This window comes from Paludisphaera borealis (genome assembly GCF_001956985.1).
GTDB lineage: Bacteria > Planctomycetota > Planctomycetia > Isosphaerales > Isosphaeraceae > Paludisphaera > Paludisphaera borealis.
This window is the reverse complement of sequence record NZ_CP019082.1, coordinates 3,500,940-3,514,927: the sequence shown is the minus strand read 5'-3', so window position 1 is coordinate 3,514,927 and position 13,988 is coordinate 3,500,940. Positions and strand designations below refer to the sequence as shown.

Sequence of the window (13,988 nt, the reverse complement as noted above, 5' to 3'; positions counted from 1 at the left end):
GCGAGTCAGTCGATTCAACCTGAGCGGCATGGGCTGGCTGGGGTAATCTGTGGATCTGGTTTGTTCAGGAGAACCGGCAATCTTTCTCGGGGGGGCGTGCGTGGCGCGTTGGCTCGTCGTCCTCACTCCCGACCCGACGACCGGCTGGGCTGTCGAGGCCGGTCGTCCCCTCCTCGAACGTCTTCGCGTCCTCAAAGGCTCACACCACCCTGATCGGTCTTCTGCCTGCCCCGCCTTCGTGGGTTAACAGGACTTAATCTTCAGCTAATGTTCAGCGATCCTGGCCTGGTACTATGAATGTGAAGATTTAGAGAAGGCTCCGCGGCGTCCCCGACGGGCGATCATTCAGGACGGGCCGGTTCGCTCCGGTTCCCTTTTTGTATAGGCGGTGAATCGTGTCGAACCCAAGTGAAACAATCGCCTCCGCCCCGGCACGCGTGGGGCGTCCGCGACGGAGCCGGCGATGGTGGATCGCCGCTGGGCTGGGGGGCCTGGCGGCGGTGGTGGGAGGTAGGCAGATCGCGGGCGTGGGGGCGTCGTTTTCGGGAAGCGCCGCATCGAAGCCGGCGTCGGCGTCGGCGTCGAGCGACCAGCGCCCGCGCGTCGAGGTCGTCCATCCTCGGAAGGGGGGGATCGAGCGGACGACGGTCCAGCCGGGCTCGGTCCACTCGTTCGAGACGGTCGACCTGTTCGCGATGGTGTCGGGTTACCTGAAGATCCAGAACGTCGACATCGGCTCTCGCATCAAGAAGGGGGAGATTCTGGCCGAGATCGACGTGCCGAGAGAGACGAGCGCGGCGGCCGAGGCCGAGGCGCTTCTGGAGCAGGCCAAGAGCCAGGCGCGCCAGGCGGAGGCCAAGGTCAAGGCGATGGAAGCCGCCCATGAGACCACGCGAGCGGCCGTCGCGCAGGCGGTGGGCGACATCGATCGGTTCGTCGCCAACCGCAGGCTCGCCGAGAGTCAGTACGCGCGGGTGAAAGACCTGAGCGATCAAAAGGCCGTGGATATCAGGCTGGTCGACGAGCAGCGCCGCGACATGGAGGCGGCCGTCGCCGCCGAGAAGACCGGCCGGCTGGCGATCCTGACCGCCAAATCCAAGGTCGTGGAAGCCGCCGCCAACATCGAGGGGGCGCGGGCCGACGTGGCCGCCGCCGAATCCGCCGTCGCGGTGGCGGAATCGCGACTCGCCAAGGCCAAGGTCGACCTGGGGTATGCGAAGATCGTCGCCCCCTTCGACGGCGTGGTCACGAGGCGCAACTACCACGCCGGGTCGTTCATCCGTGATGCGTCCGGCAGCGCGGCCCTTCCCTTGCTCACGGTGAGCCGGACCAACCTGATGCGCGTGGTCGTCCGGGTTCCGGATCGCGACGTGGTCCTGGCCACGGCCGGCGACCCGGTGGTCGTCAACATCGACGGCCTGGAAGGGCGGCCGTTCCGGGGGACCATCTCCCGGGTCGGCGAGTCGGAGGACCACACGACGCGGACGATGCGCGTCGAGGTCGACCTGCCCAACCCCGACGGCCTGCTTCGCGAAGGGATGTACGGCCGCGCGAGCATCGCGCTCGAGCCCCCCTCGGAGCGGCTCACGGTTCCGGCCGCCTGCGTCCTCGACCGCCCCGGCAAGGGGCAAGGATTGATCCAGATCGTCCGCGACGGCAAGGTCGACCGGCTGACCGTCCAGCTCGGCGCCGATGACGGGAAACGGGTCGAAGTGGTTTCCGGGATCGGATTGAAGGACGAGGTCGTTCTCCGTTCCAAGACTGTATTGGAGCCCGGCGCGGCCGTCGTGACGGACAACGCCGGATGACCCGCCGGGATGGCGGTCGACCTTCATCCCGTTCCGTCCGCTCCTCTGTTCGGTACATCCTTGACGGCCGCGGCGAATCGCGGAGTTCAAGGAGTCATCGCCGCGCCGACGATCACTTTCGCTTTCCGGAGATGCTTCGCACATGAATGGTTTGATCCGGGCCGCTCTCAAGAACCCGATCGCCGTGACGGTCATGTCGCTGGCGGTCGTCGTCATGGGCGCGCTATCCGCCTACATGATCCCCATCGACATCCTTCCGGTCTTCAAGAGCCCGGCGGTTCAGACCCTGGTCTTCTATGGGGGCATGCCGGCCGCGAGCATCGAGAAGAACATCACCGCGCGGCTCGAACGCGGGGTCGTGCAGGCGACGGGAGGGCGAAGGCTGGAGTCGCGTTCGATCGTCGGCGTCAGCGTCGTCCGCAATTACTTCCGCAGCAACGTCAACCCCAGCGGCGCCCTCACCGAGACCAACTCGCTGGCGGGCTGGGAGTATCCGACGATGCCGCCGGGCACGCTGCCGCCGGTCGTCCTGCCGTACGATCCGACGAGCACCACGCCCGTCTGCCTGCTGGCCCTGGACAGCGAAACCCAGGGCGAGGCGGCCCTGTTCGACACGGGGCGGTACGAGGTCCGGCCTCAGGTCATGTCGCAGCCTGGAGCGATCGCTCCGCTGGTGTACGGCGGCAAGGTTCGCGCGGTCATGTTGTATCTCGACCGGGTCAAGCTTCAGGCCCGCCATCTTTCTCCTCAGGACGTGATGCGGGCGGTCGACGAGTACAACGTCTTCCTGCCGACCGGCAGCGCCAAGTTCGGCGACACCGACTACGCCATCGACTCGAACTCGATGTTCGACGTGGTGGGCAACATGTCGCAGATCCCACTCCGCAACGAGAGCGGCAACGCCGCCTACCTGGGCGACGTGGCGACTCCCAAGGACTCCAATTTCATCCAGACGAACGTCGTGCGGGTCAACGGCAAGCGCCAGGTGTACGTGCCGGTGTTCCGGCAGGCCGGGGCCAGCACGCTGAGCGTGGTCGACAATCTGCGGGCGTCGCTCGAAACGATGAAAGCCCGCCTGAGCCGCGGCGGGATCGATCTGAAGCTGGTGATGGACCAGTCGGTCTACGTCCGTCAGTCGATCGAGAGCCTTGCGGAAGAAGGGGTGCTCGGGGCGGTCCTCTGCTCGCTGGTGATCCTGGTTTTCCTGGGCGAGTGGCGGATGACGGTGATCGCGTTCCTGACGATTCCGGTCGCGATCCTCGCGGCGATCATCGGTCTGAACGCCACGGGCAACACGATCAACGTGATGACGCTGGCCGGGCTGGCGCTGGCGATCGGCCCGCTGGTCGACAGCGCGATCATCTGCCTGGAAAACACGCACCGCCATCTGGGGCTCGGTGCGTCGCCCGAGGAGGCGGCCTACCTGGGGGCGAGCGAGGTCGCCTTGCCGGCCCTCGTGGCTAGCCTTTGCACGCTCCTGGTGCTCGCTCCGTTGGCCCTGATGCCCGGACTGGGCGAGTTCCTCTATCGGCCGATGGCCGCCTCGGTGGCGTTCGCGATGATCGCGGCCTTCCTGCTCTCGCAGACCTTCGTTCCGTCCCGCTCCGCTCGCTGGCTGCGGCCTCACGCGCACACGTCCGCTCACGACGGCGGGGAAGCATCGGAGGATTCCGAAAGTCGCCCCGCCGCCCGGAGGAGCCTGATTGCGGCCGTTTTCGGTCGTTGCGAGGCGATGATCGAGGCCGGAGTCCGGTGGTACACCCGCCAGCTCGACCGCGCCATGAGCCGCCGGTCGCTGGTCGTGTTCGGCTCGCTGGCGACCCTGGTGGCGACGGTGATGATCCTGGGGAGCCAGCTTCGCCGCGAGTTCTTCCCGGAGGTCGACGCCGGGGCCTTTGAAATCTACGCCCGAGCCGCCAGCGGCACGCGGATCGAGAAGACCGAGACGCGGATCGCCGAGGTCGAGAAGTTTGTCCGCGAGAAGATCGGCGACGACGTGCAACTGATCATCTCCGAGCTGGGCGTGGTCGCCGACCTGTCCGCCGCCTACACTCCCAACGCCGGGCCGATGGACGCCGTCGTCAAGGTCCAGCTCGCCGAGCACCGGCATCACTCGGCGCAAGAGTACGTCCACACGCTTCGCGAGGGGTTCGCCGCCGACCCGTCGTTCTCCGACCTGGAGTTCGCCTTCGACGCCGGCGGCATGATCCGTTCCGCGATGAACGAAGGCAAATCGTCGCCGATTAACGTGCGGATCACCGGCAAGGACACGGCCCAGAGCCGAACGATCGCCGAGGCGATCCAGCGCAAGGTGACCAGCGTCCCCGGCGTGGTCGACGCCCGGATCATCCAGCGGCTCGACTATCCGCGGTACATCATCGACGTCGACCGCGCCAAGGCCGCCGACCTGGGCCTGAACCTGGCCGAGGTGATGAAGGACGTCGTCGCGGCCATGAACTCCAGCATCCAGTTCCACAAGAAGAACTTCTGGATCGATCCGGTCAGCAAGAACCAGTACTTCGTCGGGGTCCAGTACTTCGAGGAGGACATCGACTCGGTGGAGACGCTGCTCGACGTCCCGATCACGAGCCCGAAGCAAGACCAGCCGATCCCGCTGAGGAACATCGCGACGCTTCGCCGGGGCTTCGTGCCGACGGAGATCACCCACAACAACCTCCAGTCGACCATCGATCTGACGATGGGCGTTTACGGCCGCGACCTCGGCCACGTGGCCGGCGACGTCACGCAGGTCCTCAACGAGTTCGGCGTCTCCCAGGGCGGCGACTCGTGGCTGCCGTACGACCCCGCCGACCAGGGTGCCGACCGTCAACTCGTCAAGGGGGCGATGATCGAGCTGAGCGGCGAATACTCGCGGATGCAGGAGACGTTCCGCAGCTTGGGCTTCGGGCTGGTGCTGGCGACGATGCTCATCTACTTCCTGATGGCCGCCCTGTTCAAGTCGTACATGACCCCCTTGGTGATCCTCTTCGCCGTGCCTCTGGGCCTGATCGGGGTGGTGGTCATGCTCTACCTGACGAACTCGGCGATCAACGTCCAGTCGCTGTTGGGCGTGATCTTCATGGTCGGCATCGTGGTCTCGAACACGGTGCTGCTGGTCGACTTCGCTCAGAACCTGCGGACGCAGGAGGGGCTGACGCCCGACCAGGCGATTCGCAAGGCGGCGTCGATCCGCGTCCGCCCGGTCGTGATGACCGCTCTGGCCGCCCTCTTCGCGCTGATCCCGATGGCCCTGGCCCTGGGCCGGGGGAGCGAGGCCAACGGGCCGCTGGGACGGTCGGTCATCGGCGGCATCATCGCCGGGCTGGTGACGACCCTGTTCGTCGTGCCGTCGCTCTACTCGCTCGTGATCCGCGACGCCCGCGCCGAAGCCGGGACGCCGGGCGCCGCCGCGTGAGTCGGCGTGCCATTTTGTCAGCCGATCGCCTCCGATGGCATGCCGGAACGAGCCGGCGGCCTCGGGGGTGGTTCGTAAGTCAAGAATGGGTGGCGAGTTGTGGTCGGGCGTTGGTCTGGTATGTCGGTTGCATCCCTGGCCCTGGCGTGAATCCTTCCAACGTCGTCGGCACGTCCGCCGGCGACGTCACGTCTCGGGGTATTGCCGATATGACAGCCGAACACACGCAAGAACGGCAGGAATTCGCGTTTCAGGCGGAGATCAAGCAGCTCCTGCACTTGCTCTCGCACTCGCTGTATCAGAGCCGCGACATCGCGCTCCGCGAGCTGATCTCGAACGCCTCCGACGCGCTCGACAAGATGCGGTTCGTCGCGCTGACCGACGAATCTCAGCGCGAGGCCGGTCCGCTCGAAATCGTGATCGAGCCGCGCGCGGCCGAGAACCAGCTCGTGATCCGCGACAGCGGCGTCGGCATGACGCGCGACGAGCTGGTGACGAATCTGGGGACGATCGCCCACAGCGGCTCGGGCGAGTTCCTCAAGAACCTGTCGAGCGAGTCGAAGGACAAGGCCGACCTGTCGCTGATCGGCCAGTTCGGCGTCGGCTTCTACTCGGCCTTCATGATCGCCGACAAGGTCGAGGTCCGCACCCGCAGCTATCGCGAAGAAAAAGGCTGGGAGTGGGAGTCGGAAGGGACCGGCCGGTTCACGGTCGAGCCCGTCGAGGGCCCCCTGCCCCGAGGCGCTGAAATCGTGCTTCACCTGAAGGACGACGCCAAGGATTTCGCCACGCCCGAACGCATCAAGGAGATCGTCAAGCGGTACTCCAGCTTCGTCCCGCACCCGATCAAGCTGGGGCCGGGCGACGAGGTGATCAACGACCAGAAGCCGATCTGGGTCGAGCCCAAGCGGCAGGTGACCGACGAGCAGTACCAGCGGTTCTACCAGCACCTCAGCCACCACGGCGACGAAAAGCCGCTCTGGCATCTGCACGTCTCGGTCGATTCGCCGATCCAGTTCCACGCGGTCCTGTTCTGCCCGCCGACGAACCTGGAACGCTTCGGCTTCCCCCGGCTCGAGCACGGCGTCAGTCTGTGCGCCAAGCGGGTTCTGGTGCAGAACGACTGCCGCGAGCTGCTGCCCGACTACCTGCGGTTCCTGTTCGGTTTGGTGGATTCTGAAGACCTGCCGCTGAACGTCTCGCGCGAGACGCTGCAAGACAACTCGGTGATCCGCCGCATCCGGGCGTCGCTGTTGAAGTCGGTCTTCGATCGCCTCGACCAGCTCGCCAAGGACCAGCCCGAGGTCTTCCAGACGTTCGTCGACCAGTTCGGCGTCTTGATCAAGGAAGGCGCGATCGTCGATCCGATCAACCGCGAGCGGCTGTCGAAGCTGATCCGGTTCGCCTCGTCGCACAACACCGACGCGACGCTCAACGTCTCGCTCGACGACTACCTCGCCCGGGCGCCGGAGGGCCAGAAGCGGATCTACTTCCTCGGTGGCCCCGACCTGGCCGCGATCAAGAAGAATCCGAACCTTGAGATCTTCCGCAAGCGGAACCTCGAAGTCCTCTACCTGATCGAGCCCATCGACGAGTTCGTGATGAACGCGCTCGGGACGCACGCCGGCAAGCTTCTGACGTCGATCGATTCGGACGACCTCGAACTGCCCGAGGCCGCGGCCGACGCCGAGTCCGACAAGCCGAAGGAAGCCGACGAGAAGAAGGCCGAGGCCGGCTTCGCCCGGGTGCTCGAATTGTTCCGCCAGGCGATCGGCGACCGCGTCCGCGAGGTCCGCGAGTCGCACCGGTTGACCGACAGCCCGTGCTGCCTGGTCAACTCCGACGGCGGCTTCACCATGCAGATGCAGCGCATTCTCAAGATGGCCAACAAGGACGTCCCCGAGATGTCGCGCATCCTCGAAGTCAACCCGGCGTCCCCCTTGATCCGCCGCCTCTGCAACCTGACCGCCAACACCGACCACGACGCGTTCATCAAGCAGTGCGGCCTTCAGCTCTGGTCGAACGCCCTGATCCTCGAAGGCGTCACCCCCGACGCCGAGGAACTCGTCGGCCGCATCCAGGGCTTCATGGACGAAGCCGCCGACAAGCGGTCGCCGTTGATTCTGTCCTGAACGGCAAGCCTCCAAGTGAATTGGCCGTGTGTCGCCGCGAGGGCGAAGAGACAAGCCCGAAGCGCCAGCGAGTGCATGGATCGGAACGTCCGACCGGAAATGCACTCGTTTGCGCTTCGGGCTTGTACTCGGACTCGGCCGACTGCCTACTTGGCTTCGGAGGGCGGTTTGACGCCGTCCTTCAGCGGGAAGATGATGTCGCCCTTGCTGTACCAATCGAGGTCCTTCGTGGCCCGATCATCGACGACGTCCGGGCCGACGCTGTAGAGCAGCATGCAGCCGTCCGTCGGCCGCAGCCGCTTCCCCTCGCGGTCGCGATCGAGGTTGGTGATCGGCCCGTACGAGCCGAGCGGGAGCAACTGTTGTCCCTGCGACGGAAGGTAGCCGAAGGGCTTGTTGGCGTAAGGGTCCAGCGGCCACCCGTCGGGCTCGCCCTCGGGCGTGGGCAATTCGTTGAGCGCGCGGGGCAGCGCGCCGTCGTGCCGGGTTTGCCAGAGCCGAAGGCGGAAGACCAGGTCCAGCGCGCGGCGGGCGACGTCGTTGTTGTGGTCCCGTGACGTGTCGGACCAGTTCCACTGAGCCTGATTGGTCAGGCGGGTGGATATGGCCAGAAAGTACAGCTCCTCGGGGAGGATCGTACTGGGCTTACCGCCGTCCTCGATGTTCAGCGCCGGCCATTGATAGGGCGGCGAGAAGCGGGACGCGGCCGGAGTGGAGTTAGGGTTTCTGCCCAACTCCTGAATCGAAGCGGCCGCCAGCAGGTCGAAGACCTTCCGGGCCCGCTCGATCTCCCACGGGGTCGTCTGGATGTCGTATTGCAGTCGGGTGAACGGGTCGGCTTTCTTTCGGCCTTCGGCCCCCTGGAAGAAGAGATTGTCAGCGAGATCGGCGCGCGGCGTCGCCAACGTGTTCTGAAAGATTAGCGCGGCGATGCGGGCCCGATCGGCCTTGCTGGCAATCTCGGGGAGGTTCTTCCAGGCCGTGCGGGCTGCTTCGAGGGTTTCGGTCGTCTGGCGCGGGTCGGCCGCCCATTGCATCGCCAGGCCGATCGCTGCGGGCTCGATCGCGAGGTACGACCACGGCGAGGACGAGTGCGAATACTGCCGGGCCATGCGCTGCAGCGTCTCGATCTCGGTCCAGGCGCCCTTCAGGTCGCCCCGGGCGAGCCGCACGCGGGCGGAGAGGACCGGCGGGTCCAGGAACGTGTACGTCGGCGGCTCGCTCACCAGGGTGAACAGCGTCACCTTGCGGAGGTCGTCGTACTGGCACGCCGGCATCCGCGCCCCTTTCCGCAGCATCGCCAGCGCGGGCTCGATCCGGCCCAGCCATTCGGCCAGCTTGGGATCGCTCGCGTCCCAATCGCCGAAAAGAAGGCCCTGGAAGTCGCCCCAAGGTCTCGATCCGGAGATCGTGGTCGGCGCAGGCGACATGCCGAACAGCCGGGCGGCCTCGCGATAGAGCGGGGCCGCGTTATCGTCGTCGTGGACCGGCGCGGCGATCCGCGCGAACTGGAAGGTCCGCTCCGCCTGCGCCGGCGGGAGCGTCGGCACTGCCCAGACGCGATTCGCGATGTACGCCGACGTGAGCCCGGTCGCCACGACGGCCGAGTACAGCCCGAGCCTTGCCCACTTCGCCACGCCCGGCCGATCGAGAAGCCAGTCGCCGCTCCAGGCCCAGCTCACGGCCAGCAGCGGGATCGGGATATAGACCAGATGCCAGGGATAGAAGGCCCCGGCGGCGACGAGGGCCCCGATCGGCATGTAGAGAAGGATGCACACGATGAGCGCGATCAGCCCGGCCGTGATCCCGCGCCGGAATACCATCCCGCAGAGGACGGACGCCGCGAATCCGATCGTCAGCCCGCTGGCCGCCCAGAGGACCAAACTATCGTAAGTCAGCCAAGGCTCATGGGGCGATGCGGCCGGCCGTGCGAGGGGGAAGCTGGCGATCCACCAGGTCAGGGCCGCGACCGACCACCAGATCAGCACCTTGACGGTCCAGACCACTCCCGGCCTCGCGCCGTGCTGGAGCAGGAACCGGTTCGTCCGGCCCCGATTCTCGCCGTTGAAGGCGCTCACGCCGGTCACGATCGCCGTCACGCTCATGCTGAGCCAGACCCAGGCCGTCACTTCGTTGCGGGTGCTGCTCATCACGATACCCAGCGGCGCGACCACGCCGACGGCGACGAGGACCCAGAGCGCCGACCGCGCCTCGCGGAGCGTCTCCCAGACGAGCCTCGTCACGGCGTACGGCCAGAACCGGGAGAGCCGGCGCGGCTCGACGTCGACCATCTCCGGCGTCGCCGCGACCGCCGCGAGCCGGACCGGTCGGACCCGCCGTCGGGGCGCCCAGCGCGGCGGCCCGCCCAGTTGGAAAGCTAGAGCCGAGGCCGCGGTCGTGAGCAAGGCCAGGATCAGCAGCGCCGGCGTGGATTCGAGCGTGGTCGGCCCGAGGTTCAGGTTCACCAGTCCCAGGAGGCTGACGCTCAGGCTGGTCATCGCCAGCACCGCGGCGAACAGCGCGTTGCCCAGCAGCGCCGACCAGAGCAGCCCCCATCCCAGGGCGGCCAGGCCCCAGACGAGCGTCACGCCGCCTCCCGTCAACCACTCCGAGGATGACACACCAAAGATGCGAGCCCCAAGCCAGAGCAAGAGCCCCAGCGCCGCCGTAGTCGCGAGAGCGAACGACGCCTTGGCCGTCCAGACCCGCCAGCGCTCGGCCGGGATTGCGTCGAGCAGCCCCAGCGTCCGGTTCTCCCGCTCGCCCGCGAAGACCGCCGCGGCAATCAAGAAGAGGTACATCATCGTGAGGACGAGCGCGATATGGACGTACCCGCCCGGCCCCGCCGCATCGCCCCAGTACCACCCGACGAGCGCCTGCAACCCCAGCCCCGCCGCGGCGAGGAGCGCCCACACCGGCCAGACCTGCCGGGCTTCCTTCCACCACAATCGCGCGATCATGTGATCCTCCTTTCGGATCAAGGGGACGAGTCAGGCGACGTGGATCGCACTGGTGGGCGGCGCCGGCGCGGGGCGTCGGCCGCGCATGTAGCCGATGTAGATTTCTTCGAGGCCGGGCGACTCGATCTGCAACGACTCGACCCCCGGCAGGTGGCGGACCGTGTCGCAGGCCGCGCGGTCGCGGGCGCGCACCAGCCAGTGCGCCTGGCGCGGGGCGTCGGCCGCGTCGATCAGCTCCAGCGGCAGGCTCGCCGGCGGCGCCGGGTCGTGGTCGCGGGTCTGGAAGTTGACCGCCAGCAGAAACGTATGCGCCCGCAGCTCGTCGAGCGGCTCGGCCAGGATCAGCTTCCCCTGGTGCAAGAGCGCCACGTGGCTGGCGACGCGCTCGACCTCGGCGATCTGGTGGCTGGAAAGCAAGACCGTCCGGCCGTCGGCGGCCAGGTCGACCATGCTTTCGAGGAACTCGCGGCGGACCATCGTGTCGAGGCCCGACGTCGGCTCGTCGAGGATCAAGAGCTTCGGATTGGCGGCGAGCGCCAACGACAGCGACACCTTCGCCCGCATCCCCTTCGAGAGCGCCTTGATCTTCCGCTTGGGGGGCAGACCGAACCCCTGCGCCAGGTCGGCGTAGCGAGTCTGGTACGGCGCGGTTCCGGTGACCGCCTCGGGGTGGAATCCGGCGGCGAACCAGCCCATCTCGGAAACCGTCATCCAGTCGTAGAGCGCCGGCAGCTCGGGCACGTATCCGACCCGGCGGCGGATTTCGAGCCCGTCCTTGGCCGGGTCGAGACCGAGCACGCGAGCGTAGCCGCCGTCGGCCGCGATCAGGCCCAACAGGATCTGCAAGGTCGTCGTCTTCCCCGCGCCGTTCTCGCCCAGGAGGCCGAAGACCGAACCTTCGGGAACCGTCAGCGAGAGCCCGTCGAGGGCCGTCTGATCGCGATAATGCTTGCTCACTTTCTCAATGGAGATCGTCGCGTTCGCGTCGGTCGTCGTCATCACGCCCCCCTCCCGTTCGGCTGACTGGCCGCGTCACGTGCCTTGGCCCATTCCTCATGCAAAATCGTCTCGATCTCGGCGGGGTCGAGCCCCGTCCCCCGCGCCTCGTCGATCGCCCCGCGAAGCCGGGTCCGGACGTAGACGCTCCGGGCCGACCGACACTTCTCGGGCGCCCCTTCCGCCACCTGCAAACCCGTCCCCCGCACCGGCTCCAGCAGCCCCTCGGCCTGCAAGTCCCGGTACGACCGGGCCACCGTGTTCGGGTTCACCACCAACTGCTTTGACAATTCGCGGACCGACGGCGCCATCTCCCCCGGACGCAAGACGTCGCCGGCGATCGCGAATTTGATCCTGTCGGAGATCCGCCCGTAAATCGGCCGACCATCCGACTCGCTCAGATCGATCAGGATCATGCGAGCCTCCTAGTGTTATAGCTGACTAGTACAGTGTCGGTGTAGGTCGGACACTTGTCAAGAGGCGATCCGGAAAAGTTGGCTCGGGCGGACGGCGACTGGTTCCGCCCGGGTTGGTCGGTTGCTCAATCGAGCTTGGCGGTCTCGCTTTTGAGAATCCGCATGGCCTGTGCGACGGCGGCGACGTTGGCCGGTTCGTTGAGCCAGCGGCTGACGCCGGAGGGGTGGGGAAGCGGGATGTAGAGGACGCCGTCGCGGTCGGTGGCGGTGCCGACGACGGCGGTCAGTGATTTGACGGGGCCGAGGAAGGTGCGGATGGCGAGCAGCCCGACGAGCAGGACGACCCGGGGGCGGACGATCTCGAATAGCTCGTCGAGCCAGGGGCGGCAGAGAGCCTGTTCGCGGGGGGACGGGACGCGGTCCCCCTTGGCTCCGGGGAGCCGTCCGGGGTAGCACCGGGTGACGGCGGCGAAGTGGATCGCGCGCCAGAAGTCGTCGCGGGGAATCCCCCCTTGTTCGAACCAGGCGCGGAGCTTCTCTCCGGCGGCCCCGGCGAACGGCCGGTCGGTGATCGTCGCACGGAGGCCGGGGGCCTGGCCCACGAGCAGGATGCGCGGCGCAGCCGCGTCGGGCTCCGGGTCGAGGGCGATCGGCACCGATTCGACCTCGTCGAGCAGCCCCGCCATGTGGCACGCGCGGCAGTCGCGGAGGTCGCGGTTCAGCACGATCAAGGCGTTCCGGACGCGGTCGGTGGTCTGGTGGCGAGGTCTCGTCATGGCGCTTGGCGACCAGCCAGCGCCAGCTTCTCGACGAACGCGGCGTGTTCGGGGGTTGCGAGCCCTTGCTGCAAGACGGCGAGGACGCGCGTCAGGTCGTAGTTCAGGAGGGCGGCCGGATCGAGCCAGAGGCCGGGGAACCCGGTGCTCTTGAGGAGGCCGTCCGCGTCGGGCGCGAGGGGTTCGTAGCGGCCCTCGACGAGCACCAGCCAGTCGATCTGCTGATCGAGTACGCGCCAGACGACGTATTCGCGGACGCCGTTGCGACGGTAGGCGTGGAGCTTGGCGCCGAGGTCGTAGCTGACGCTGCTGGACGCGATCGCGGCCGTCAGCTCCGGGGCGCCCTCGACGTAATCGTCGTCGGAAAGCCGCGCCTGGCCGCCGCATCGAGGGAGGATCATAAGGTAGGCGTCGGGCTGGGGCTCGTTGTCCTGGTCGAGCCGGACGGTCCCGTTGTCGCCGACCTCGAGGCCGGGCGTCACCGTTTCATAGCAGGTCAGCCAGGCCATGAGATAGGAGTGGGGACGACTGTGGCGCGAGTGACGGACGGGCGAGGGCATGTAAACGGTCCCTTCGATCAACTCGGCGCGTTTGAGGCCGGGCATGGCGTCGTACCGGCGCTCGAACTCGGCGCGGGTCAGTCGGTCGCCGTTTTCGAGTTCGGGGATCGCTCGGGTTGCGGAGGGATGGATCGCGGCCGTCATGGCGCTTCTCCAAGGTCGTCTTCCTCGACGTCGATCCACAGTTCCGCCGGGGTCGTCGCGAAATCAGGCAGGACGAGGCTGACGAGGGCGTGATCGTCGCGAAAGACCTGCTCGCGCCAGACGTCGCCGTCGCGGTAGAGGATCGTGACCTGGCGCTTCGACGGGTCGATGATCCAGTACTCGAGAACGCCGAATGCGAGGTACTCCAGGGGCTTGGCCTCGTAGTCGCGGACCGCGCTTTGGGTAGAAACGACCTCGCCGACAAGGGCGGGGACGCGTCGGCCTCTCTGATCCTTGGGAGCGCCTTGCAGGACGACCCCCAGGTCGGGGTTTCGGCCGGTCGCCATGCCGGGAAGCCAGATTCGGAATTCCGAGCCGCCGCCGAAGCGACGGACGACTCCGGGGCAACGTTCGGCGAACCGCGCGAGCGCCCGGTAGAGGTTGGACACGACCTGGCCGTGGGGATCGTTGGGAACCTCGGTCACTTCGAGCACTCCACGCGCCAGCTCATAGCGACACCCCTCGTCTGTTTCACTCTCCATGAACTCGTCGAGGGTCATCGAGCGGCCGTGGTCGGTTGGTCCGATTCGGGCGGCGACTGCGGTAGCCATGGGCGTTCTCAGCCTCCAGGAAACCTGTGAGATCGCGACAGTTCATTCTACCCTGGCCGTCCACGGAGGATCACGGTCGTCGGGCTTCGAAAACGCGATCGGCCCGCGGCTCTTGGAAGAGCGCGGGCCGATGCGAAGGTTGATCAGGGGCGTCGCGAGGGGTCGCGAGC

General features: G+C 67.2%; 9 protein-coding genes. 3 read left to right on the top strand and 6 right to left on the bottom strand.

The genetic code is table 11. The features are described from left to right. Positions 1 to 395 precede the first annotated feature (395 nt). The 3 genes from BSF38_RS13600 (at position 396) to htpG (ending at position 7,355) form a co-directional block, all read left to right on the top strand. Positions 396 to 1,808 carry an efflux RND transporter periplasmic adaptor subunit gene (locus tag BSF38_RS13600; RefSeq protein WP_237170871.1) on the top strand — a complete coding sequence of 471 codons (1,413 nt, stop codon included), beginning with the start codon at positions 396 to 398 and terminating at the stop codon, positions 1,806 to 1,808. Positions 1,809 to 1,950: 142 nt separating this feature from the next. Further along, entirely contained in the window at positions 1,951 to 5,223 is a 3,273-nt protein-coding gene (locus tag BSF38_RS13595) for an efflux RND transporter permease subunit (RefSeq protein ID WP_076346419.1), read from the top strand. 209 nt (positions 5,224 to 5,432) lie between these two features. Beyond that, positions 5,433 to 7,355, top strand: coding sequence for a molecular chaperone HtpG (gene htpG / locus BSF38_RS13590; protein ID WP_076346417.1), 1,923 nt, complete (start codon positions 5,433 to 5,435; stop codon positions 7,353 to 7,355). Between the two features lie 146 nt (positions 7,356 to 7,501). Here htpG and BSF38_RS13585 read toward each other — a convergent pair whose 3' ends face one another. The 6 genes from BSF38_RS13585 to BSF38_RS13560 all read right to left on the bottom strand — a co-directional run bounded on the left by BSF38_RS13585 (position 7,502) and on the right by BSF38_RS13560 (position 13,818). Further along, complete coding sequence (locus BSF38_RS13585) at positions 7,502 to 10,315, bottom strand: ABC transporter permease (RefSeq protein WP_076346415.1); 2,814 nt, start codon at positions 10,313 to 10,315, stop codon at positions 7,502 to 7,504. A 30-nt stretch (positions 10,316 to 10,345) separates the two neighbouring features. Next, complete coding sequence (locus BSF38_RS13580; protein WP_076346413.1) at positions 10,346 to 11,314, bottom strand: ABC transporter ATP-binding protein; 969 nt, start codon at positions 11,312 to 11,314, stop codon at positions 10,346 to 10,348. Beyond that, complete coding sequence (locus BSF38_RS13575; protein WP_076346411.1) at positions 11,314 to 11,727, bottom strand: GntR family transcriptional regulator; 414 nt, start codon at positions 11,725 to 11,727, stop codon at positions 11,314 to 11,316. The genes BSF38_RS13580 and BSF38_RS13575 overlap by 1 nt, the downstream gene beginning before the upstream one ends. Positions 11,728 to 11,852: 125 nt before the next feature. After that, the gene (locus tag BSF38_RS13570; protein WP_099091977.1) at positions 11,853 to 12,503 is read right to left on the bottom strand and encodes a uracil-DNA glycosylase family protein; all 651 of its coding nucleotides are present in this window, start codon (positions 12,501 to 12,503) and stop codon (positions 11,853 to 11,855) included. Next, positions 12,500 to 13,207, bottom strand: a complete 708-nt coding sequence (locus BSF38_RS13565) for a Uma2 family endonuclease (RefSeq protein WP_076346409.1) — start codon at positions 13,205 to 13,207, stop codon at positions 12,500 to 12,502. Before BSF38_RS13565 ends, BSF38_RS13570 begins: the two co-directional genes overlap by 4 nt. Further along, positions 13,204 to 13,818: a Uma2 family endonuclease gene (locus BSF38_RS13560; RefSeq protein ID WP_076346407.1), complete on the bottom strand. Its 615-nt coding sequence runs from the start codon at positions 13,816 to 13,818 to the stop codon at positions 13,204 to 13,206. Before BSF38_RS13560 ends, BSF38_RS13565 begins: the two co-directional genes overlap by 4 nt. Positions 13,819 to 13,988 lie beyond the last annotated feature (170 nt).

Coding starts and splice junctions, on each gene's coding strand:
- BSF38_RS13595 (WP_076346419.1), top strand. CDS start 1,951: ATGAATGGTTTGATCCGGGCCGCTCTCAAGAACCCGATCGCCGTGACG.
- BSF38_RS13580 (WP_076346413.1), bottom strand. CDS start 11,314: ATGACGACGACCGACGCGAACGCGACGATCTCCATTGAGAAAGTGAGC.
- BSF38_RS13575 (WP_076346411.1), bottom strand. CDS start 11,727: ATGATCCTGATCGATCTGAGCGAGTCGGATGGTCGGCCGATTTACGGG.
- BSF38_RS13560 (WP_076346407.1), bottom strand. CDS start 13,818: ATGGCTACCGCAGTCGCCGCCCGAATCGGACCAACCGACCACGGCCGC.
- BSF38_RS13570 (WP_099091977.1), bottom strand. CDS start 12,503: ATGACGAGACCTCGCCACCAGACCACCGACCGCGTCCGGAACGCCTTG.
- BSF38_RS13565 (WP_076346409.1), bottom strand. CDS start 13,207: ATGACGGCCGCGATCCATCCCTCCGCAACCCGAGCGATCCCCGAACTC.
- BSF38_RS13585 (WP_076346415.1), bottom strand. CDS start 10,315: ATGATCGCGCGATTGTGGTGGAAGGAAGCCCGGCAGGTCTGGCCGGTG.
- htpG (WP_076346417.1), top strand. CDS start 5,433: ATGACAGCCGAACACACGCAAGAACGGCAGGAATTCGCGTTTCAGGCG.